29 protein-coding genes and 1 pseudogene are annotated in these 20,300 nt (G+C 44.0%); 24 read left to right on the top strand and 6 right to left on the bottom strand.

The window, feature by feature from the left end:
- Nucleotides 1-80: 80 nt before the first annotated feature.
- On the bottom strand, nt 81-437 hold the full coding sequence (locus ACNQ0W_RS20425) for a S24 family peptidase (RefSeq protein WP_004199403.1): 357 nt from the start codon (nt 435-437) through the stop codon (nt 81-83).
- A gap of 2 nt (nt 438-439) precedes the next feature.
- Nucleotides 440-679 carry a hypothetical protein gene (locus ACNQ0W_RS20420; protein ID WP_001549892.1) on the bottom strand — a complete coding sequence of 80 codons (240 nt, stop codon included), beginning with the start codon at nt 677-679 and terminating at the stop codon, nt 440-442.
- A gap of 101 nt (nt 680-780) precedes the next feature.
- Between ACNQ0W_RS20420 and ACNQ0W_RS20415 the strand changes: the two genes are divergently transcribed.
- Nucleotides 781-2,001: an ISL3-like element ISKox3 family transposase gene (locus ACNQ0W_RS20415; protein ID WP_000343760.1), complete on the top strand. Its 1,221-nt coding sequence runs from the start codon at nt 781-783 to the stop codon at nt 1,999-2,001.
- An 88-nt stretch (nt 2,002-2,089) separates the two neighbouring features.
- Here the strand turns inward: ACNQ0W_RS20415 and ACNQ0W_RS20410 are convergent, their stop codons facing one another.
- Entirely contained in the window at nt 2,090-2,752 is a 663-nt protein-coding gene (locus ACNQ0W_RS20410) for a recombinase family protein (RefSeq protein WP_001549893.1), read from the bottom strand.
- Between the two features lie 380 nt (nt 2,753-3,132).
- Here ACNQ0W_RS20410 and ACNQ0W_RS20405 point away from each other — a divergent pair, with 380 nt between their 5' ends.
- The 4 genes from ACNQ0W_RS20405 to ACNQ0W_RS20390 all read left to right on the top strand — a co-directional run bounded on the left by ACNQ0W_RS20405 (nt 3,133) and on the right by ACNQ0W_RS20390 (nt 5,016).
- Nucleotides 3,133-3,795, top strand: a complete 663-nt coding sequence (locus ACNQ0W_RS20405) for a division plane positioning ATPase MipZ (protein ID WP_000516402.1) — start codon at nt 3,133-3,135, stop codon at nt 3,793-3,795.
- Between the two features lie 99 nt (nt 3,796-3,894).
- Entirely contained in the window at nt 3,895-4,179 is a 285-nt protein-coding gene (locus ACNQ0W_RS20400; protein ID WP_001185481.1) for a hypothetical protein, read from the top strand.
- Nucleotides 4,180-4,384: 205 nt separating this feature from the next.
- Complete coding sequence (locus ACNQ0W_RS20395) at nt 4,385-4,696, top strand: hypothetical protein (RefSeq protein WP_000469598.1); 312 nt, start codon at nt 4,385-4,387, stop codon at nt 4,694-4,696.
- Nucleotides 4,697-4,731: 35 nt separating this feature from the next.
- A complete protein-coding gene (locus ACNQ0W_RS20390; protein WP_001043731.1) occupies nt 4,732-5,016 on the top strand; it encodes a hypothetical protein in 285 nt (94 codons plus the stop codon).
- A gap of 20 nt (nt 5,017-5,036) precedes the next feature.
- On the opposite strand, the gene ddp1 (ACNQ0W_RS20385) is transcribed toward ACNQ0W_RS20390, so the two are convergent.
- The 3 genes from ddp1 (ACNQ0W_RS20385) to ACNQ0W_RS20375 form a co-directional block, all read right to left on the bottom strand.
- Nucleotides 5,037-5,390, bottom strand: coding sequence for a DNA distortion polypeptide 3 (gene ddp1 / locus ACNQ0W_RS20385; protein WP_000877224.1), 354 nt, complete (start codon nt 5,388-5,390; stop codon nt 5,037-5,039).
- Nucleotides 5,391-5,577: 187 nt separating this feature from the next.
- Nucleotides 5,578-6,021, bottom strand: a complete 444-nt coding sequence (locus tag ACNQ0W_RS20380; protein WP_001074369.1) for a hypothetical protein — start codon at nt 6,019-6,021, stop codon at nt 5,578-5,580.
- 8 nt (nt 6,022-6,029) lie between these two features.
- On the bottom strand, nt 6,030-7,043 hold the full coding sequence (locus ACNQ0W_RS20375) for a replication initiation protein (RefSeq protein WP_001348704.1): 1,014 nt from the start codon (nt 7,041-7,043) through the stop codon (nt 6,030-6,032).
- Nucleotides 7,044-7,653: 610 nt separating this feature from the next.
- Here ACNQ0W_RS20375 and ACNQ0W_RS20370 point away from each other — a divergent pair.
- The 19 genes and pseudogenes from ACNQ0W_RS20370 to ACNQ0W_RS20280 form a co-directional block, all read left to right on the top strand.
- Nucleotides 7,654-7,806, top strand: a pseudogene (locus ACNQ0W_RS20370) (DNA-binding protein); the annotation flags it as partial.
- A 589-nt stretch (nt 7,807-8,395) separates the two neighbouring features.
- The gene (locus tag ACNQ0W_RS20365; RefSeq protein ID WP_001025390.1) at nt 8,396-8,911 is read left to right on the top strand and encodes a DnaJ domain-containing protein; all 516 of its coding nucleotides are present in this window, start codon (nt 8,396-8,398) and stop codon (nt 8,909-8,911) included.
- 58 nt (nt 8,912-8,969) lie between these two features.
- Nucleotides 8,970-9,206 (top strand): hypothetical protein, encoded by a 237-nt coding sequence (locus tag ACNQ0W_RS20360; RefSeq protein WP_000792381.1) that lies wholly within the window; start codon nt 8,970-8,972, stop codon nt 9,204-9,206.
- A 59-nt stretch (nt 9,207-9,265) separates the two neighbouring features.
- A complete protein-coding gene (locus tag ACNQ0W_RS20355) occupies nt 9,266-9,817 on the top strand; it encodes a hypothetical protein (RefSeq protein ID WP_000662998.1) in 552 nt (183 codons plus the stop codon).
- An 8-nt stretch (nt 9,818-9,825) separates the two neighbouring features.
- Nucleotides 9,826-10,095 carry a hypothetical protein gene (locus ACNQ0W_RS20350; protein WP_001006717.1) on the top strand — a complete coding sequence of 90 codons (270 nt, stop codon included), beginning with the start codon at nt 9,826-9,828 and terminating at the stop codon, nt 10,093-10,095.
- Nucleotides 10,085-10,327 (top strand): hypothetical protein, encoded by a 243-nt coding sequence (locus ACNQ0W_RS20345; protein WP_000008707.1) that lies wholly within the window; start codon nt 10,085-10,087, stop codon nt 10,325-10,327. The genes ACNQ0W_RS20350 and ACNQ0W_RS20345 overlap by 11 nt, the downstream gene beginning before the upstream one ends.
- 93 nt (nt 10,328-10,420) lie before the next feature.
- On the top strand, nt 10,421-10,759 hold the full coding sequence (locus ACNQ0W_RS20340; RefSeq protein ID WP_001099725.1) for a hypothetical protein: 339 nt from the start codon (nt 10,421-10,423) through the stop codon (nt 10,757-10,759).
- Between the two features lie 74 nt (nt 10,760-10,833).
- Nucleotides 10,834-10,998, top strand: coding sequence for a hypothetical protein (locus tag ACNQ0W_RS20335; RefSeq protein WP_000004083.1), 165 nt, complete (start codon nt 10,834-10,836; stop codon nt 10,996-10,998).
- Nucleotides 10,995-11,252 (top strand): hypothetical protein, encoded by a 258-nt coding sequence (locus ACNQ0W_RS20330; RefSeq protein WP_004199355.1) that lies wholly within the window; start codon nt 10,995-10,997, stop codon nt 11,250-11,252. The genes ACNQ0W_RS20335 and ACNQ0W_RS20330 overlap by 4 nt, the downstream gene beginning before the upstream one ends.
- Before the next feature lie 340 nt (nt 11,253-11,592).
- Nucleotides 11,593-12,138 (top strand): DNA distortion polypeptide 1, encoded by a 546-nt coding sequence (gene ddp1 / locus ACNQ0W_RS20325; RefSeq protein ID WP_001348698.1) that lies wholly within the window; start codon nt 11,593-11,595, stop codon nt 12,136-12,138.
- A gap of 2 nt (nt 12,139-12,140) precedes the next feature.
- On the top strand, nt 12,141-13,301 hold the full coding sequence (gene mobP1 / locus ACNQ0W_RS20320; RefSeq protein ID WP_004199101.1) for a MobP1 family relaxase: 1,161 nt from the start codon (nt 12,141-12,143) through the stop codon (nt 13,299-13,301).
- A 352-nt stretch (nt 13,302-13,653) separates the two neighbouring features.
- The gene (locus tag ACNQ0W_RS20315; protein ID WP_000455437.1) at nt 13,654-14,163 is read left to right on the top strand and encodes a transcription termination/antitermination NusG family protein; all 510 of its coding nucleotides are present in this window, start codon (nt 13,654-13,656) and stop codon (nt 14,161-14,163) included.
- Entirely contained in the window at nt 14,114-14,350 is a 237-nt protein-coding gene (locus ACNQ0W_RS20310) for a hypothetical protein (RefSeq protein WP_001348696.1), read from the top strand. The genes ACNQ0W_RS20315 and ACNQ0W_RS20310 overlap by 50 nt, the downstream gene beginning before the upstream one ends.
- A gap of 45 nt (nt 14,351-14,395) precedes the next feature.
- Entirely contained in the window at nt 14,396-15,040 is a 645-nt protein-coding gene (locus ACNQ0W_RS20305) for a lytic transglycosylase domain-containing protein (protein ID WP_000953538.1), read from the top strand.
- Nucleotides 15,024-15,314 carry a TrbC/VirB2 family protein gene (locus tag ACNQ0W_RS20300; protein WP_000916156.1) on the top strand — a complete coding sequence of 97 codons (291 nt, stop codon included), beginning with the start codon at nt 15,024-15,026 and terminating at the stop codon, nt 15,312-15,314. Before ACNQ0W_RS20305 ends, ACNQ0W_RS20300 begins: the two co-directional genes overlap by 17 nt.
- 24 nt (nt 15,315-15,338) lie before the next feature.
- Entirely contained in the window at nt 15,339-18,092 is a 2,754-nt protein-coding gene (locus ACNQ0W_RS20295; RefSeq protein WP_015060057.1) for a VirB3 family type IV secretion system protein, read from the top strand.
- Nucleotides 18,093-18,101: 9 nt separating this feature from the next.
- Nucleotides 18,102-18,872, top strand: a complete 771-nt coding sequence (locus tag ACNQ0W_RS20290; RefSeq protein ID WP_000716326.1) for a type IV secretion system protein — start codon at nt 18,102-18,104, stop codon at nt 18,870-18,872.
- A 9-nt stretch (nt 18,873-18,881) separates the two neighbouring features.
- A complete protein-coding gene (locus ACNQ0W_RS20285; RefSeq protein WP_000759841.1) occupies nt 18,882-19,139 on the top strand; it encodes an EexN family lipoprotein in 258 nt (85 codons plus the stop codon).
- 11 nt (nt 19,140-19,150) lie between these two features.
- Nucleotides 19,151-20,206, top strand: coding sequence for a type IV secretion system protein (locus tag ACNQ0W_RS20280; protein ID WP_000235886.1), 1,056 nt, complete (start codon nt 19,151-19,153; stop codon nt 20,204-20,206).
- Nucleotides 20,207-20,300 lie beyond the last annotated feature (94 nt).

Below are 20,300 nucleotides of genomic sequence, written 5' to 3'. Positions count from 1 at the left end.
ATCCCCTGGGCGAAATGCGCCTGGTAAGCAGAGTTTTTGAAATGTAAGGCCTTTGAATAAGACAAAAGGCTGCCTCATCGCTAACTTTGCAACAGTGCCACAATGTGCGTAATGACCCCCCTGACCTCCAACCCGTCCTCATCGTCATCAGGTATAGCCCTGAAGTTATCCAGCTTATCGAGTTCCTGGAGACACCGCTTGGGGTGTAGTCGCAATCGCATGATCCTGAATTCTTGTTCCAGGACACAGAGCACCAAAGACCCGTCAACGGGCGTGCCCCCAAAATCTACTATGAGCAGCGCACCAGGCTTTATCCCTTCCCGGAAAGAGTAGGTATCACTTCGAAAAAAGAATACTCCCGGCGCTCCTGTATTACAGTGCTGATCGAGTGACAGCCTGTTTTCCTGGTAGTCGGTTGCTGGCGATGGAAAACCCATTTTTAACGGCCTCCGTTGGGGTTAAAAAGCATGAATGTCCGGTTCTCTCCTTCCTGAGTGGAAATGTCTTTAAAAACGGTCACGTAGGTTTCAATCCACTGATTTGCTTGGCGACAACTCCAGTGAAAATTAATCAGCGCAAGCTGGCTGACAAAGGCTTCTGTCGTAACTGTCTGACGACCGTTCGGCTCACGCTTAATGCTCGCACGCCAGGCTGAGTCAATTTCATAGTGTCTAGGCATGAAAAACCTCCGATCAATATAGCTGTATGCATATGGGTCTTCCCTTGTTGTGGTGGCTGAAGGCATGATAATGGTGTATTTAATCGCCAGAGGTCACCGCCATGGACGAAAAGTCCCTCTACGCTCATATTCTCAACCTGTCCGATCCGTGGCAGGTAAAGTCCCTTTCTCTCGATGAAAATGCCGGTTCTGTTACTGTCACTATTGAGATCGCTGAAAACACCCGGCTAGCCTGTCCGACCTGCGGTAAATCCTGTTCTGTTCACGATCACCGTCATCGTAAATGGCGCCATCTTGATACCTGCCAGTTCACCACTATTGTTGAAGCCGATGTTCCACGAATTATGTGTCCGGAGCATGGCTGCCTGACGTTGCCTGTTCCGTGGGCTGGCCCCGGAAGCCGGTATACGTTGCTATTCGAATCGTTCGTTCTCTCATGGCTGAAAATCAGCACCGTTGATGCTGTCAGGAAGCAACTTAAGCTCAGTTGGAATGCGGTTGACGGCATTATGACCCGGGCAGTTAAGCGAGGTCTTGCCCGGATAAAAAAGCCATTATCCGCCCGTCATATGAATGTGGATGAGGTCGCCTTTAAAAAAGGACATCGTTACATAACGGTGATCTCCGATCGCGATGGTCGGGCGCTGGCCTTAACGGATGATCGCGGCACAGAGAGTCTTGCCGGCTATCTTCGCACGCTCACTGATGGGCAGTTGCTGGCTATCAAAACGCTCTCAATGGACATGAACGCGGGCTATATAAGAGCAGCGCGTATCCACTTACCCAGTGCGGTTGAGAAAATCGCCTTTGACCGCTTCCATGTGGCGAAGCAACTGGGCGAGGTAGTTGATAAAACCCGTCAGAATGAACATCCGCACCTCCCTGTTGAAAGCCGACACCAGGCAAAAGGAACCCGCTTCCTGTGGCAGTACAGCGATAAGTGGATGACCGAATCCCGGCAGGAAAAGCTGATGTGGCTGCGTGCACAGATGAAGCTGACGAGCCAGTGCTGGGCGCTGAAAGAGCTGGCAAAGGATATCTGGAACAGGCCATGGAGCGAGGAAAGACGGAGTGACTGGCAGAGATGGTTGGCGCTGGCGGCTAACAGTGACGTTCCCATGATGAAAAATGCCGCGAAAACGATAGGAAAAAGGCTGTACGGGATCCTGAATGCGATGCGACACAGTGTCTCAAACGGAAATGCGGAGGCACTTAACAGCAAGATCAGGCTGCTGAGGATAAAAGCCAGGGGATACCGAAACCGGGAGCGCTTTAAACTGGGGGTGATGTTCCACTACGGAAAGCTGAATATGGCGTTCTGAGCCTTCCCACCATGATCGGGGAAGACCCATGCATATACAGTATAAAGAATCAGTTTTATTCTTCAACACACTGTTTATTATGTTGTAACTACTCCCTACCTTCAGGTTCATGGTTCATTTTGTTAACGGTCTGTTGCTTCACAGCTTTGCTGATAGTCGCCCGGCTACAACCCAGCACTTTTTGAATCTGGCTCCAGGAGCTGCCGCTCGCAATCAGCCTGTTTATGGCGTCATAGCGAGACTGATTAACCTGGCGGCCTTTATACTTCCCTTCCCTTTTCGCCCTGGCGATCCCCTGCTGCTGCCGTTCCCGGCGCTGTTCATAGTCTCGCCTGGCGACGGCGGCCAGCATATCCAGCAACATATCGTTTATGGCCGAAAACATTCGGCTGTCAAAATCATTGTGACCCGATGCGAGCCAGGTTGTCGGAACGTTGACGGCCACAACCCGGATATCTTTCTGCCGGATCATTTTCTTCAGTGTGTTCCAGTCCTCCCCTACCAGGCGTGAAAGCCTGTCCACATCCTCTACCAGCAAGATATCGTTTTGCTGACAATCTTTCAGGAGCCGGAACAACTCAGGGCGTTCAAGCTTAGAACCTGATTCATTTTCAATGTAGTAGTTACAGATGCTCAGGCCGCGCTCGATGGCGAAGGTATTTATCGTGTCCAGGGCGCGTGTTGCATCCTGTTCAGTCGTGGATGCGCGTAAGTAAGCTCTGACAAAGCCTTTCGGTACTGTTTGAGTCATTATAGGGAACCAGTTCATTTTGAGTTAACCAGACACACCCATACAGTACCCATTTCAGTTGGTTCAGGGAAGGCACACTCAAAAAGAACCAGCAAACAGACCCCAGCCCTATAGTGACAACGTCACACTAAAAATTTACAACATAAAGATGATGTAAAGACACACCAAGATTTACACCATAAAGCGCACATAAAGACACAGCAACATTTACCATGTAAAGACACCATAAAGATAAATATATCTTTATTTGTGCTTTACATGGTAAAGCCATTGCATTATAAAGACACTGTAAAGACAAAAGTATCTTTACGAAAAACACACCATGTAAAGACATTCATATCTTTACATGAGCTTTACAACATAAAGAGAGGGATTCTGAAATGGGTAAAATCTTGCTTGTCGTATCAGATAAAGGTGGGGTAGGCAAAAGCACCTACGTGGCTAACACAGGCTCAATGCTGGTCAACAAAGGTAAGTCGGTAATTATCCTGAAGACAGATAAAAACCACGATCTGTTGAGCTGGAACGAAAAGCGGACAGATAACGGCTTACTCACTATCCCGGTTCACGCAGCTTACGGAAACGTCAGCAACGAAATTAAGCGCCTTAGTAAGCTGTGTGAAGTTCTCATTGTCGATTGCCCCGGCCACGACAGCCAGGAGTTCCGTAGCGCCCTGACAGTATCAGATATCGTGGTGACACTGGTTAAGCCGTCCTCTGATTTCGAAAGCGAAACACTGACCAGTGTTACAGAGAAAATCCGCACCGCTCAGAAAGCTAACGCAGCTCTGGAACCGTGGGTGCTGTTCACCAGAATCAACTCAGCGAAACCCCGCCACAGAAAAGCGGCCATTGATCTGGATAAATTACTGCGTTCGGACAACATCTGGATTCAACCTCTGAAAACCCGGATATCCGAGCTGGATGTGTATGAAAGCGCCTGTAATGAAGGGGCAGGGGTACATGACGTTAGCCGGGCATCGAGCCTTTCAACAGCGAAAGCACAGATTGAACTTGTGGCACAGGAAATTGGCATTTTATAGAAATATCAACAATATTCATCGAAATCTTTACATTGTAAATACACCATAAAGATACTATGATATTTACAATTAATGCATACCGTACAAGGGGAAATTTTCATGGCTTTAAAACTAAACCGCCCGAACATCGATGAATCTCAGCAACCAGCAACAAACGCAGAAACCGCGCGTTTTATCTCCGGCGCTACCAGAGCGCCTGTAGCGGGTAAACCAAAGTTGATGAACTTCAGACTGCCAGCGTACTTTGAGGAGATCCTGGAAGCGGAGGCGCAGAGAACAGGCCAGAGCAAGACAACCGTTCTAAAGGCAGCGCTGGCCGCATTCGATAACCTGGACGAGAACCTGAAAAACCACTGGCTGCTTGAATCTGCAAAATTAGGGTAGCGTTATGGCTAAGAAAAAGAGATATGTTGTGATGGTTAGAGATAAACCAAATACAGCGGCAATCAGCGATTATTAGCCTGGTTAGTATGGTTCGCTAACAGGCATAATAAGGCCGTTGCCTATGACTGCGGAGAATGGATTGTCGAACCATCACATTGGTTAAGAATTGGAAATCCAAAATAGAAAGAAACCTAAGGAAAGAAAAATGTTCATATTCAGATATATTAAAACTCTTATTAATATCTACTTGTTATACATCCAACCGATATTGGGGATGTTCCTTATAGGTATAGGCTTATGGGGGTTCTATGCACCTGATGAGGGAACTTGTACTAATCTCAATATTGAGTTATGCGCTGTATCAGCTATTGATGTTCTGAAGCCTGCTATTTTTGTATTTTTAGGCATTATTACCGTTGCCGGATGGTACTTTACCGAACTTCAGCCGAAGCTAAGGGGGGAGGGCAAGTATATGAAGGTAAAAACAGGTGTAAAACCGGAAGATTTCGTTAAGTAAAAACCGAGCCTAAAGACGTTAACCGTGGGGGATTTATGAATAAATCATGGCTTGAACAACAGGTGCAAAATGAAAAATTAAAAAAAGTACAGGAAGAGAAAAAAGATGGCACTATCCAAAAAGGATTGTACAGGGTTCGTATAAAAGACAAATACAGGTGGGATTTGTGGGAAAATGATTTCAGAGTTGTTATTGCTTATTCGAAAGATGATGCAGAGCTAAAATTTACAGAAATGACAGGTTTTAATGAGCATTACTATATAGAAAGCATTGAAAAAATAGTGCTTTCAGATATAGAAAAAATCTTACTGGAAAACTGAAAAGATAGTTATCCAGAGGTTTAGTTAAATAATGGCGTCAGTTTTTCAACCAGTAGCAGATCGCTTAAACCGTCTAAAGAAACAACTTCTATACCAGAATCAACAAGTGAATCAACTCCACATACTTCACCGAAGCCGATAACCATAATCGGCTTTCGGTCTATCAAATCAAAAATCACCAAAGGCAATATTACACTGTTAATCGCTTCAAACTCCTGAAAAAACATTTCAGAGCCGTATTCGCTGGCAGGAAAAAGAATCTCACTTAATCTCAAACCATAAAAAATATGGTAGTGTTCTTTAAGGTTATCCTTTAAAATATTAACAGCCTTAGAATATTTTTCGTTAATAAACTCTTTAACCTGATATTTCATAACTCTCTCCAACAAGAACCGACTGTAGGTCACCGGGCAAACGTTGCGGAATGGCGTCAGAGACGTCATTTTGCGGCGTTTGCCCTATCCTGCATCGCAGTGAAAAGAACTCGCCTCGTGCGCTATGATTAACCGATGATAAAAGGCTGAAAGAAGCACTGCAAGCCGACTGGATAACATTGTTGCTTCACGGCTGATCATCATTGGTTGCCTCAGTGCTAGTGTGCTTTGCATCAGGAACCAGAAGACGATACCACGGCATTTTTTTGTTAAGCAGCTCCATCAGGGGAGTGGCAAACAAACTCAATCCCCACAGCGTTACGATTACTGGAATCGTGAAATTTTGCGGCGTCCAGAACTGGCGCTCAAGGTGGAACCATGTAACAACACAGAGCATTCCACCAATCCAGAAAATAGCTTTACTGAAAGCCCCCAGGACTGCCAGAGAAATAACAGAGACTAAATGCAGTGCGCCAGCCGTAGCAAGACGTAGATAAAACCAGAACCATTTAGCGTGCCGGATAACCGGGTTACCGTTCGTTTCTCGCAATCGTTTTTTACGTTCCCGGATGATTTCTTTTTTCAGCTTACTTCGTTCGGCTCCCTGCGGAAACTCATATATTTTAGCCATGTTTTGCCTCACTTATTCTTTTTTGGTGGAACGACTTTGTCAAACTCCTCTAAAAATGCCATATCATCTTCCGAAAAGGATGAGGATTTTTCATTTATACTAAACTCAAATCTAAGCATGTGAGCCATTCTCCCTTTTTTCCCAACAACAGAGAAAGATAACTGATTTATTTCCGTTTTCTCAATTATCTCATTAATGCTTTTATTGATAACATCACGAACAAAAAATGAGTATTTAGGATACTTATATTTCTTCTCCCCTTCCTCAATAGTATAAAGTCCCATTTCCTCTTTTAAATCATCCACGGATATATCAAAAGATTTTTTTGAACTATTCTGACTGTAATATTTCCTAATGACTTGATAAAGGTTTGTTGAGTTTACACTGTTCAACAACACAACTGATTTCAATACCTGAGTGGTATATCTATTTTCAGAACCAATCAACTTAGAAAAATATCGCTTAGCTGTATTTGTGAATTTTATCCGTACAGTTGCAAGATGATCGTAATAGGCACAGAATTCTGTTAAGTTTAAATCCAAGCGATCAGGTATTTTATTCTTAGATGATAGTATCCCAAGTTCATCAGCCAAATTTTTTAAATCATCTCTGTTTAAAACTAACGTAGTTGAAGAAAGAACTTTAGCTCCCTCTTTCAGAGCTGCATAAGAGGCATATTTATCTAAAGAAGTAGCTTTTGAAAAAAAGTCAGCATCAACCTCCAAAATATCATCATCTAACATTTCCTTTGTATCAATCTGGCAAAGAGCCAGAAAAAGCACTCTTTTTGCTGAAAGGGAAAGGGATGCAAGAGTTACCCCAACTTCATTTCTATGTCTAACTTTCGTTAATCCCGTTACTGTCTTCACGATAAGCCTCATATAACCTTTCCTATGTAGGCAAATCATAACCCCACAAAGGTTGTAATTCAAGACAACAATACAACCTTTAATTAAAAAACCTCTCACCTTTAGATATGAAGATCTGAGGATCTTCATATCTAAAGATAGCAACAACCGCATGTTTCACTTGATGTTCAGTCAAACTGTGGAAACCGTTAAAAATCTTCTCACCTTACGTGAAAAATCCTCTCATCTTTAGTGAAAAATCTAACTACCTTAACTTAAAAATCTTCTCACCTTACGTGAAAAATCCTCTCACCTTACGTGAAAAATCCTCTCACCTTTAGCAATTTTTTTCCATAATTTTCAGGTAATTGAAGCGAGCTAAGTTTTTAAGTTTTTAAGATCAAGAAGAAAATATAAGGCTTTTAATGCACAGCGTCTGTGGATAACTCAGCATAAATCCAGAGGATAGATCCGTCTGGCCTCCCTGAGCACTGCACCACCAAAAATTGAGCAAATATTAACCTTAGCGCGTAAGTGCTCTATTGAAACCCCGTGGAAATTCCGCTTCCTCGCTCACTCGCGGGCTTCGCCCTGTCGTTCGGCTGCGGCGAGCGGTGTAATCTCTCTAAAAGATCCAGACGGGATCCTTTTCCGATCCAATTCTTAAATGCTCTCAAAAGCCCTCAGAGGCGTTTTAACCGCTTTAACCCGGTCATGGTTCAACGGAGCGGGTAAAATGCGCTTAGAACGTCATACAGCTCGTTTTTAACCTGATCCCTAATCAGGGGGTATAACAGAGGCGGCCAAAAAATCCGGCCTTGCTCGTCAGAGTATCTACCGCGCATTATCCCCGAACGGAAACCCGACCATCACAACACTTGCACAGCTTGCAGCAGTAGCCGGGTTACAGTTCACTCTCAGTAAGCCCAACCACTAACCTTTCAGACAAGCCCCTCATACCGGGGGGATTATTTCTTACGCCAGCAAAATTTCACGACCGGCGAGGATGGCCAAGTGTTTTTTGCTGGCAATTTTCGTGCAGCAGCTGGCGCCCGGATTCATTTTTTGCTGTCAGGCATCAATCGGTTTCAGCAACCCGCCCCGTAATTCGCTGCTAACGCATCTCATAACGCGCAGATACAGCGCCCCGCGCCAGTGTTTCACACTGACCCGGCGTACCGTTCGCAAGCTCACGCGCTAACTGCGACAGGCTAAACATCGTCTGATAGTCAGAAATTGGCCTGGCAGGGGTGAGGGGGGTTATCGCTCTCATTCGGGCTTGTTGGTTCGCCAGTCCTGGCGAACGTCTCCGGCGCGATGTTACGACAGCGCATTATGTAACTACAGTTCGCGCCTCTTTCGGAAATCCCTTCATGCGCGGTAAAGCAATATACATCTTTATGTAATCTTTACAATGTAAAGCATTAAAAATGATTCCATAACCATCATTTGATGGTATAATGAATTTGTTGGTTGGGAATGGTTCCCTGCCAGATTCCAGAAGCCCACACGGGCGGGAGCGAAAAATGAATATTCAGGAAGCATTAAACGTTTTTGGTTTATCCGGTGATCTGACTGAAAAGGACATCAAGGCGGCATACAAAAAAGCGGCTTTAAAATATCATCCAGACCGCAATCCATTGGGTGCCGAGCTGATGAAAGCAGTAAATGCTGCGTTTGATTTTCTCATGGCTAACATTGATAAAATCAATCAGTTTCAAAGCACTGATGAAAACGCACGTTACAACTACGGTGAAGATCTGGAAAAAGTTCTGAATACGCTTTCCGGCCTTACAGGGATTGTCTATGAAGTTATTGGTAATTGGGTCTGGATTAGCGGAGAAACTAAAGAACACAAAGACATTTTAAAGGAAATGGGCTGTAAGTGGGCATCTAAGAAAAAACAATGGTTTTACCGTCCTGAAGAACACAAAAGCCGCTGGAACCGTAAAGAACACAGCATTGAAGAAATTCGTGAAATGTATGGTACAGCGGGTAAACGTAAGGCGTCAGGCTGGACACGTGTAGAAGCAAGCGCATAACCGGAATGGGGGCGAAAGCCCCCTAGAACATGGCAAAGATTGATTCGGAGACACGTTGATGAAAAACAAGACCATAACGGAAGCGGAGCTGATAAACATTTTTGAAAGTTACGGAGCCTACATTTGCCCGGATGAGATCGAAGTTACAGCCAAAGAATGCAATGAAAATGGTTCAGTCTTGCACCGTGGCTTAAACGCAGAAGGATGGGCGCATCTTTTTGCGAAGGAAGAAGCATATCAGCAGGAATGCGAAGCCCAGGAAGCTGCAAGTGATGATGGACACTTTGATGAATAGTCTTAAAACTGCCGTAATTCGATTTACGGCTTTTTTATTGAGTTCAAAAGGCTGAATCGATGAAAGAACAGAAAAATTTCTTTGAACGGTATAAACCGGTGTTTGAAATCGTTTGTCGAATCCTGGGGAACGGCTGGCGTGTAAATCTGCTCGATGATTGCCAGTACAGGATTAAGCTAACCTCACCTGATTTTAAAAATTACTCTATACATATTCGAATGGAGAAAGGAAGGTTAGTTATCATTGGAAGCGTAGATAGTCGCAGCTGGAGAAGTCCTTACCATACTTGCACAGTATCGCCAGAGCGTAACCCTGTAGAAATCGCCGCCGATATTGAAAAGAAAATCCTGTCGGATGCTTTAGATAATGTAGATATGGCGCGAGAGTATGAACAACAGTTACAGCAAAAACGCGAGAAAAAACTGATCCTGAAAGGAATGCTATCTCGTTTAGTGCATCTTGAAAGCTGGCATGGGACATTGACCGGGTTTAAAGTTGAGAATGGGTTAGATGGTAACGTATCAGAACGGGGCGACGGATATGAAATGGTAATTCGTGGCCTGAGTGTAGATCAGCTCATAAAGGTAGCGGGGTTTATTAAACAGCTATGAGGCAAAAAATGAATGAAGTCCTGAGCGACAGGAAAAACAAAGGTAATGTAACATACAGGATTGTTGTGTCTGAAGATGCAACACGTTTGTTTATTGAACTTGAAAAACTGATGAAGGTACGCTCTAAAGAAGCGGATAAAAAAACAACTAAAAAGATTGTTTTCCAAAAATCATTTTATTACGAAGAATTCTCGAACGTTAAAGATGAAATTGATGATCCAATTTTATTGAAATTCTATACAGATACTATTGTGAAGGTACAAAATCATGAGTTTTAAGCCAACACCTGAAGAGGTGAAACAAGCACGTATTAAAGCTGGCTTTACGCAGCAGGAAGCCGCTGAACGGTTTGGTTTTACGTTATCAGCCTGGCAAGCCAAAGAAACATCCGGTAAAACGTCTCGTGGTTTAGCCGCTGGTACGTATGAATTACTTTTGCTCCTGGCTGATGAACATCCAGATTACCAGCTCGTTAAGAGAGAAAAAAATCAGGATAAAGTGACTAAATAAATTGCATTACCATCATATGATGGTATAATTTATTTGTAGGTCGGGAATAGTTCCTTACCATGATCCAGTAGCCCAAACGGGCGGGAGACTAAAATGAACACGTATGTTATCACTTTCCAGGCTTTAAACACTAAGAAAGAAAAAATCACCTGCTCTGCTTTTGTCCATTCAGAAACTCTCTTCCTTGCCGTTCATTCTTTCGAAGATAAAAATCGCGGTCGTGGTTATGTTATCACGTCTGTTAGTGAATTGTTGTCCGAGGAACTGACGGCGAAAAATTCCCTCAAGAAAAATATTAACTTTTGGTTTAATGAGTGTGGTTTAAGTAAATCTGAGGTTATAAACGAAGTAATTAACTGGAAGAATTTCGCATATACCCTTAAAGAACTGGAGGAAGCCAAAAATGAAGCGATAAGAGAACTGCGGAGTTAATCAATTAGGGGTGGTATCAGGTTGTGGAGGCAACCTGATACCGTGACACTCAATTCCCTCGCGAGGAATATAAAATGTCGGAACGCATGTTATCAGCAATACAGACTGTTGAAAAGGGTGGGCGTCCGGTTTTTCCCTTGATGCCATTCTCTGCTTTTCCTGAGTACATGGCATTACTCAGAAAAGCCCTGGAAAAGAAAGAAACAAAAGCACTGATAGAAAAACAGGAGGTGCTATGAAAAAACAGGAGTTTTTAGATTTTATCAGTGCAGAACAGAGGCGGGGAGCTGTCCGGTTTTCGCTGGGATTTAACAGCAAAGGGGAAATTGTATTGCACTGGACTAACGAGGCCGGGTTAAGAGTCTGGAGTATACTAAGCGGTAACAGGGGAAAAAGTCCCAGCCGGGCAAACCGGGAAAGAATGAGTAACCTCCGCCGCTGGCTCCATGATGCCCGGCAGGGCATGGAAGGCGACACACCAGAGGCAGAATAAAATTCCCGTTCCTGAATCGCCGAAGCCCTCCCGTTTACGGGAGGTGCTTTTTTTGTATATTCCGTAAAACAGCGCTCGCGCCCCCTGCCAGGCCATTCGCGTAGCGAATTTATTTCCGCCCAAGTTAGCCGCGAATCCGTTGTCTCCGGTCGCAGACGCACCAGATCACAGCCACGATAGCCTTTCATTTTTTGCATTTCGATGGACGCTGAAGCACAATTTATGTGTGGAGGTAGTTCACTGCGATGCAGGATAGGGCAAACGCCGCAAAATGACGTCTCTGACGCCATTCCGCAACGTTTGCCCGGTGACCTACAGTCGGTTCTTGTTGGAGAGTTTTATGAAAAAAGTTCAATTCAGGATTGAAGAAAGCCAACATGATGATCTACTTGATTGTCTTAAAACACTTTATCCAGATGAACCGGGTTTAACCGTGGCAAAAGGAATGAAGCTGCTTGCCAATGCTTTACTGAAAAGCAAGGTTAAAAATGAAGATGTTAATGTGTCAAAAGACAATGATGATTTTATCAAAACCACAATGTATTTGACAGGGAAACAAAGAACTTTAATAGAGAAAGCGGCTCATCGTCATGGCTGGAATTTATCCAGAGAATGTCGTTATCGAATCCAGACGACACTTGAAAATGAACTTGATTTTTTCGATCAGGAACTTCTGGTGATGAATCGTTGCCGTAATGCAATAGATAAAATAGGGCGAAACTTTCATTATATTATCGTTAATGATAATGCCAGAGTACTTGATAAAGATGGGTTCTATCAGGACGCTGAGCGGTTGAGTTCAGAGATAATGAGTCTCAAAAGTGAGTTTGAAAACTACATTATGTTATGCAAAGGGCGAACTGTTTCTAACAAGGTTGAGGTGTAATCATGGGCGTTTATGTTGACAAGGAATTCAGGGTTAAGCGTAAGTCCTCTGAAGCTGGCCGCAAGTCTGCTTTCGCCCATAAAGTTAAAAATGGTGGTAAAAACTATCAACGCAACGTTCAGGAACGTATCAACCGCAAGGGTGCCAGTAAGGAGGTTGTTGTCAAAATCTCAGGAGGTGCGATTACCCGGCAGGGAGTTCGAAACAGTATTGACTATATGAGCCGGGAGTCAGAGCTGCCAGTGATGAGTGAAAGCGGTCAGGTATGGAAAGGTGATGAGATTCAGGAGGCTAAAGAGCACATGATAGATCGTGCTAATGACCCTCAAAATGTTTTCGATGATAAAGGTAAGGAAAATAAAAAAGTAACCCAAAATATTGTGTTTTCACCGCCTGTATCAGCAAAGGTAAAACCTGAAGATCTGCTTGAGTCTGTCAGGAAAACGATGAACAAGAAGTACCCAAATCATCGTTTTGTGCTTGGCTATCATAACGACAAAAAAGAACATCCACACGTGCATGTCGTTTTTCGTATTCGTGATAATGACGGTAAACGAGCTGATATCAGGAAAAAAGATTTACGGGAAATTCGTACAGGTTTTTGTGAAGAGCTGAAGATGAAGGGCTATGACGTTAAAGCCACTCATAAGCAGCAGCATGGACTTAACCAGTCTATTAAAGATGCGCACAAAACAGCGCCAAAACGACAGAAGGGCGTTTATGAGGTTGTTGATGTTGGCTACGACCATTATCAGAACGATAAAACCAAACCAAAGCAGCATTTCATAAAGCTTAAGACACTGAACAAGGGCGTGGAGAAAACATATTGGGGGGCTGATTTTGGTGAGTTAACCACTCGCGAGAACGTTAAGAAAGGTGATCTTGTTAAGCTGAAGAAGTTAGGACAAAAGGAGGTGAAAATCCCTGCACTTGATAAGAACGGTGTACAGCATGGCTGGAAGACTGCACACAGGAATGAGTGGCAGCTAGAGAACCTGGGGGTTAAGGGCATAGACAGAATCTCTTCATCCAGTAAAGAGCTGGTGCTGAACAGCGCGGAGATGATTAAGAAACAGCAACTCCAGATGAGAAATTTCTCGCAAATAAAACAGTCGATGATTCAAAGCGAACAGAAAGTGAAAATCGGAATTCGTTTAGGATAATTCATACTCTCCGGTAACTTATTGATTAAGATCGATTTATTTATCTTGTTAGCAGAGTTTTTGTAAAAAGTAACTAGCGGTAAAAAATTTAGTTAACTTGACTATAAAATAAGCGCATGGTGATCAATCGATCTGCTTTTTTGTTATCAAATAGCATATGTATCTAGATATAAATAAAATACAAGCACAAACAAAATGAAATGTGTCGTAAATGCGATCTAAAGATCTGCTTGTGTGGTTGAACGCAGCACATGTAGCTGATAAAGTTTTTATGAGATGTAAATTTGTCCTTTTGTTTTTTTTCTCTGATTCGGGGTCATCCGAGTCGAGAGAGCGCCTGAAAGGAAAAACTATGGAATGGTATGTTTTGCAATTCACCACTACGAGATTTGCAGCAGTTTTTGCTCATCTCGAACGCCTGAACTTCTCTTACTTCTGTCCTATGGAGACTGAAAGGTATCGTCGCCCGGATAAGATAATTTCATATCGAGAAAGACGTTTGCCGCTTTTTCCCGGTTATCTTTTTATCCAGGCAGATTTTGAAGAGGTTCATTCCACTACAATAACTGCTATCCCTTACGTACAACGCTTTATCTCATTTGGCGGTGAGCCTTTACCTGTACCAGAAGATGTGATGGCGGAGCTTTTGTACAGACAATCACATACAACAGCTCAGGCAAATCTTTTAAGGAAATCAATTCCACACGATTTTGCTGAAATTCTACTCATGGATAATCCGCAGCAAAGAAGTATGGCTTTCATCCACTACATCACAGAGAGAAGCTTAACCCACAAAATGAAACGGAAGAAAAATGACTGCTACCCGAAAAAAAACCGCAACGAGACGCAAGCCCCAACGTAATACACTCTACCTGCCCTCAGCTTCTCGTGAGGAACTGGATAAAATTGCTCTGGAGATTGGCTATCGCAGGGGGCGACGTATTTCAAGCTCTGGTGTTGTCCAGTACCTCATAAAAAAATATTCCAGCCAGGCTATTGAGGAGCTGATAAACGAAGACGATGAAGACGATGACGACTTCGATGACTAACCATTCAGTCTAAACTTTCCGCGCTGTTCTGGCCGGGAGAAAATCATGTTATCTACTACTGCTTTTGCGGCGCTTGCTTTGCAATGCGCGGCCAGCGTTCATCCCGATACTGCGCATGAAGTTGCAAGGGTTGAATCTGGTTTTAACCCATATGCTATTGCCGAGATAATACCGAAGGTTGAACGTAAGCCCGGTGACAAAGGCGTAGTGTCCTACTTTCCCAAAACTAAGGAGGCTGCACTCCAGATCGTAAATCAAATTGAATCACGAAATCATCGTTACTCAGTCGGTCTTATGCAAATAACGAGTACGAATTTTGCAAACTTCAATACAACCGCTGAGAAAATGTTTGACCCCTGCGAAAATCTCAAGGTTTCAGAGCAAATTTTGGTGGATTGTTATAAACGTGGTGGCGATATTTTACGTGGCCTGAGTTGCTATTATTCCGGCAATCCAGAAACAGGAACTAAACCTGAATCAGATTTTAATAACACCAGTTATATACAGCGCATAGGGTTTAATCCGCCTGATAACAAAAAAAACTGGGTGGTTCCTTCAGTTAAAGATGCAATCAGAAAGGAGAATGTAACACAGAGTATCAAACCTAAAGAAGTTACCGTATATCCCCAATATGCCATGCGTGGCACTGTTTTAGATGAAAAGGAAACAAACGATGTTAAAACTCAATAAACGTTATTTAACTCTTTCTGTATTTATGGCTGCATTGATGCTTTGTGTAGCAGAACCCGCCTTTGCTGATGATGTATCCACTAAAACAACTGGCTTCTTGCAGAAGATTATCGATTTTCTGACGGATATCCGTAAGCCAGCAATCACCATCATTGCGCTGGTAATTGGTTATATCGCTATCTTCTCACGCCAGCATGCAGCGTGGATTACGCCTTTAATTATCGGGATTATCATCTTTATTGTTGCGCCATATCTGCCTGACTGGTTAGCGTAATATGTAATAAAAGGGGGCGTAAAAATGAGTACCGTTTTTAAAGGGCTGACACGCCCCGCTTTGATTAGGGGGCTGGGCGTTCCGCTCTACCCCTTTCTTGGAATGTGCGTTATCTGCGTTTTGCTTGGTGTCTGGATTCATGAGGCTATGTATGCCCTCATCCTCCCTGGCTGGTATGCCATCAAGCGAGTTACGAAGATAGATGAACGCTTTTTTGACCTGCTTTATCTGCGAATGCAAATCAAAGGTAATCCTCTGGCAAACAAGCGCTTCAATGCCGTCCATTATGCGGGGAGTTCGTACGACGCAGTCGATATATCGAAAGTGGACAATTTTATGAAGCTTAAAGACCAGTCTTCTCTTGAAGAGTTAATCCCGTATTCATCACACATCACTGATAACCTCATTGTTACCAGAAACCATGATCTACTGGCGACCTGGCAGATTGACGGAGCTTATTTTGAATGTGTAGATGAAGCGGATCTAGCCTTGCTTACTGACCAGCTCAATACGCTGATACGTAGTTTTGATGGGAAACCCGTTACCTTTTATACGCATCGTATTCGGGTTAGAAAAGAAGTGCGACCTGTATTTGACAGCAAGATCCCATTCGTCAACAGAGTGATGAACGATTATTACGAATCGCTTTCGGCGGCTGAGTATTTTGAAAACAAATTATACTTAACCGTATGCTATAAACCGTTCAGCGCTGAAGATAAAGTGACGCATTTTCTTTCAAGGAAAAAGGGTAATAAAAATATCTTCGAAGAACCCATTAATGATATGAATGAAATATGTGGCAGATTGAGCACCTATCTCTCCCGGTTTCATTCCCGTCGTCTTGGGTTATATGAAGAAAATAATATAGTTTATTCAGAACAGCTTACGCTGTTCCAGAAACTGCTATCCGGGCGCTGGCAGAAAGTCAGAGTCACCAATAGTCCGTTTTATACATACCTGGGTGGTAAAGACCTGTTCTTTGGTAACGATGCTGGACAAATCACTGCCTCTGACCATGCCCGGTACTTTCGTTGCATCGAGATCAAGGACTACTTTCAGGAAACGGATGCCGGAATTTTTGATGCACTGATGTATCTCCCGGTTGAGTATGTACAGACTTCCTCTTTAACTCCGATAGACAAGCAGTCTGCAATCAAGGCGCTGGATGATCAGATCGACAAACTCGAAATGACCGATGATGCCGCTAAATCCTTGCTCGCTGATTTGAAAGTTGGTCTCGATATGGTCTCCAGCGGCTATATTTCTTTCGGGAAAAGTCACCAGACACTGATTGTTTACGCAGATTCGCCGGAGCGTCTGGTGAAGGACACCAATATTGTAACGACGACCCTGGAGGATTTAGGGCTGATCGTAACCTATTCAACCTTGAGTCTTGGCGCAGCGTATTTTGCTCAGTTACCTGGTAACTACACGTTACGGCCACGCCTGAGTTCTATCAGCAGTCTGAACTTTGCCGAAATGGAAAGCTTCCATAATTTCTTTACGGGCAAGGAGAAAGGAAATACCTGGGGTAACAACCTTATCACCCTGGGCGGCTCAGGAAATGATATTTATAACCTGAACTATCACATGACTACCGAGCATCAAAATTACTTCGGTAAAAACCCCACGCTGGGGCATACCGAAATTCTTGGTACGTCAAACGTGGGTAAAACGGTAGTGATGATGACTAAGGCTTTCGCCGCCCAGCAGTTCGGAACGCCGGAGTCTTTTCCACCTGAGAGGAAATTAAAGAAGTTAACTACAGTATTTTTCGACAAAGATCGGGCAGCGGAACCCGGTATACGTTCAATGGGAGGTGCTTACTTTCGGGTGAAAGAAGGAGAGCCGACTGGCTGGAACCCTGCGGCTTTGCCACCAACCAAACGAAATATTTCCTTTATGAAAGACCTGGTGAGGCTACTTTGTACGCTTAACAGTGAGCCGCTTGATGATTACCAGAACCGCCTGATTTCTGATGCCGTTGAGCGCCTGATGCAGAGGTCAAACCGCTCTTATCCGATCAGTAAGTTGCGACCACTCATTCTGGAGCCTGATGATACTGAAACCCGGCGGCATGGGCTTAAAGCACGCCTGAATGCCTGGGTGCAGGGAGGGGAATTTGGCTGGGTGTTTGATAACCCGGACGATACGTTTGATGTGGACAACCTGGACGTTTTCGGTATAGACGGAACGGAGTTTCTGGATAACAAAGTACTTTCCAGCGCCGCTTCATTCTATCTCATCTACCGTGTCACCATGCTGGCTGATGGCCGCCGACTCCTTATCTACATGGATGAGTTCTGGCAATGGATTAACAACGAAGCGTTCAGAGATTTTGTTTATAACAAACTCAAAACCGCGCGTAAGCTGGATATGGTGCTTGTCGTAGCGACACAATCGCCGGATGAACTAATTAAATCACCTATCGCGGCTGCCGTTCGTGAGCAGTGCGCAACACATATTTATCTGGCGAACCCCAAAGCGAAACGTAGTGAGTACGTAGACGAGTTGGAAGTGAGAGAACTTTATTTTGACAAAATTAAAGCCATTGACCCGTTATCTCGTCAGTTCCTGGTCGTCAAAAACCCACAGAGGAAGGGGGAAAGTGATGATTTTGCGGCTTTCGCAAGACTGGATTTGGGAAAAGCGGCGTATTACCTACCGGTTCTCAGCGCATCGAAACCCCAGCTTGAACTGTTCGATGAAATCTGGAAAGAGGGTATGAAGCCGGAAGAGTGGCTTGATACCTATCTGGAACGTGCAAACCTGATTTAAGGAATCCCTATGAAAAAGCATATCGTTGCGGCACTTATCGCCTCTGTTACGGTTATTTCTGGTGCTCAGGCTGGTGTTCCCGTTGCCATTGATGCAAACCCTGAATGGGCTGTCGAAGCGCAGCGCTGGACAGAACGCCTCAAACAGTGGCAGGACACCGTGAACCACTACCAGAAACAGATTAATGCCTATAAGCAGGAGCTGCTGACCAAAACGGGCATTCGTGATGTTCAGGGACTGGTGCAGTCTGCGCAATCTGTCAGTAAGGAGCTGGAGAATATTTACGACCAGGGGAACTCCTTCATTGATGATTACATTAAGAACCCGGAAGCCACCCTGTCTGAGCAAGCCAGATCACTACTGGCCGATTATAAGGTGACAAACACCTGTAAGGGGCTGGGATATACGGGCGACCTGGTGCGGGGCTGTGAAGCCTCGTTCCTGTCCCAACTGGCGGGGATCGAGTACGGCAATAAGCTGGAAAGTAAACTGCGTGAAGATAATCAGGAAATGGCCGACCTTATCGACCAGGTGAAGAACGCCCAGGACACGAAAGCCACGCAGGACGCGACAAACGCTGTATCTCTGGCAAGCCTGAAATTTAACAAGCTCAAATTTCAGTATGAAATGTATCGCGATAAGCAGCGCGATCTTGCAGAATACAAGGAGAAAATGTTACAGGCTGCTTTCCAGGAGAAACAATTAGGGGCTGTTAATAAAGAAACTCCAGTTGTTGATTATAAGGCAGCATTTGAGCAGCAGAGTTATGAAATGAACTGAGGGGGCATTTTGAAAAAATATGGATTAGTTGCGGCGTTGGGGCTTACATTCTTTCTTACCGGGTGTGAAGAGGTTAAATCTGTAGACTGGTGGCAGTCTCACGTAGACGATGCAACGAAAAAAGTAGCTGAATGCAAAAAGTCTGGGAGTGATAGCGAAAATTGTAAAAACGCTAAGGAAGGTTTGTTTAGGTATAAGCAATTACATCCTAAGCATGTTGACTATAAAGATGCATTCAAAAATGTATTGGGTAAAGATGGAAGTTAAAAGGAGCCACTATGGCAACTTCTAGGTATTTCCAGGCCGCTCATGACGTTATTGTTAAAACTCTTGACCAGTCTTTGACTGGTCAGTTAGATAACTTTTCTTCAATAGCGTCTCAGTTGGGTAAGTATGGTATTTCCATTTATATATTGTGGTATGCTTATACCACAATAGTTGGGAAGCAAAAAACCGCAGTGCAGGATTTTTTATGGAATCTATGTCGATTCTGGTTAATTCTTGTTTTTGTCAAAAATATGGGGGGGTGGTTAGATAGTGCAACTCAGGCCATTGATGGGCTGAAGGAAACATTTGCAGGAGGTGATCCTTGGAAATGGGTTGACGAGCTTTGGGAGAAAGTTCAGCAGGTAGCTGCATATCTTATGTCCAAAGATACTTCGAAGTATGTGAAAACAGATGGGGCAATCGCATCTTTATTAACATATGCTGGAGGGATAATTGCATTATTGCTAACTTCAATAGTTTATCTCGCCGCCGAAGTTACTATTAAGATACTTACTATTACCGCGCCGTTGTTTATTATTTGTCTTTCATTTGGTTTTTTAAGGCAGATGTTTAATAGCTGGCTTCAGTTAATATTTAGCTCATGCTTCATATTCTTGTTTTGTGGACTGGCAATTAAAGCGGGAATGACGTTCCTTAATGGCATTCTGACAATCTCGATAGCTAACGCAGATGAATTAAATCTGATATCAACAGGTGCTCAGGCCGGGGTTGCAGGTGCATTTATGGCCTGGATTATCTGGCAAGCCAAAACCTATGCTTCCCAGCTCGCAGGGGTAGGTGTTGAAGGCGCGATGCAAGGGGCAGCCGCAATGGGGATTGGTGCTGGCGTGTTCGGCGCTTCCCGTATGGGGCGTAATCTGCTTGGTATGGGTAAAAATGCAGGGATTGGCGCATGGAAAGGCGTTCGCCGTCAGGATGGAGGGTTCAACCAGTCTCCTGGTGTATCCGGTAAGTTGGGGAATCTGACCGGGCAGGGCGTTAATATTGGCGCTAAGAGGCTTCGCCAGGCTGCGATAGATGCGGCGAAAAAGAAATATGGAGGTTAACCGATTTATTATTTAAATCTGTCAACTCTGAGTATTCCGCAGTAAATATTCACTCCTCTATTTAGGTTCTCACATTATGAAACTACTTATCACG

Origin of the sequence: Enterobacter cloacae complex sp. 6730903 (genome assembly GCF_048283985.1) — a bacterium.
GTDB lineage: Bacteria > Pseudomonadota > Gammaproteobacteria > Enterobacterales > Enterobacteriaceae > Enterobacter > Enterobacter hormaechei_C.
The sequence above is the reverse complement of the archived record's forward strand: the minus strand, read 5'-3'. Positions and strand labels throughout refer to the sequence as shown.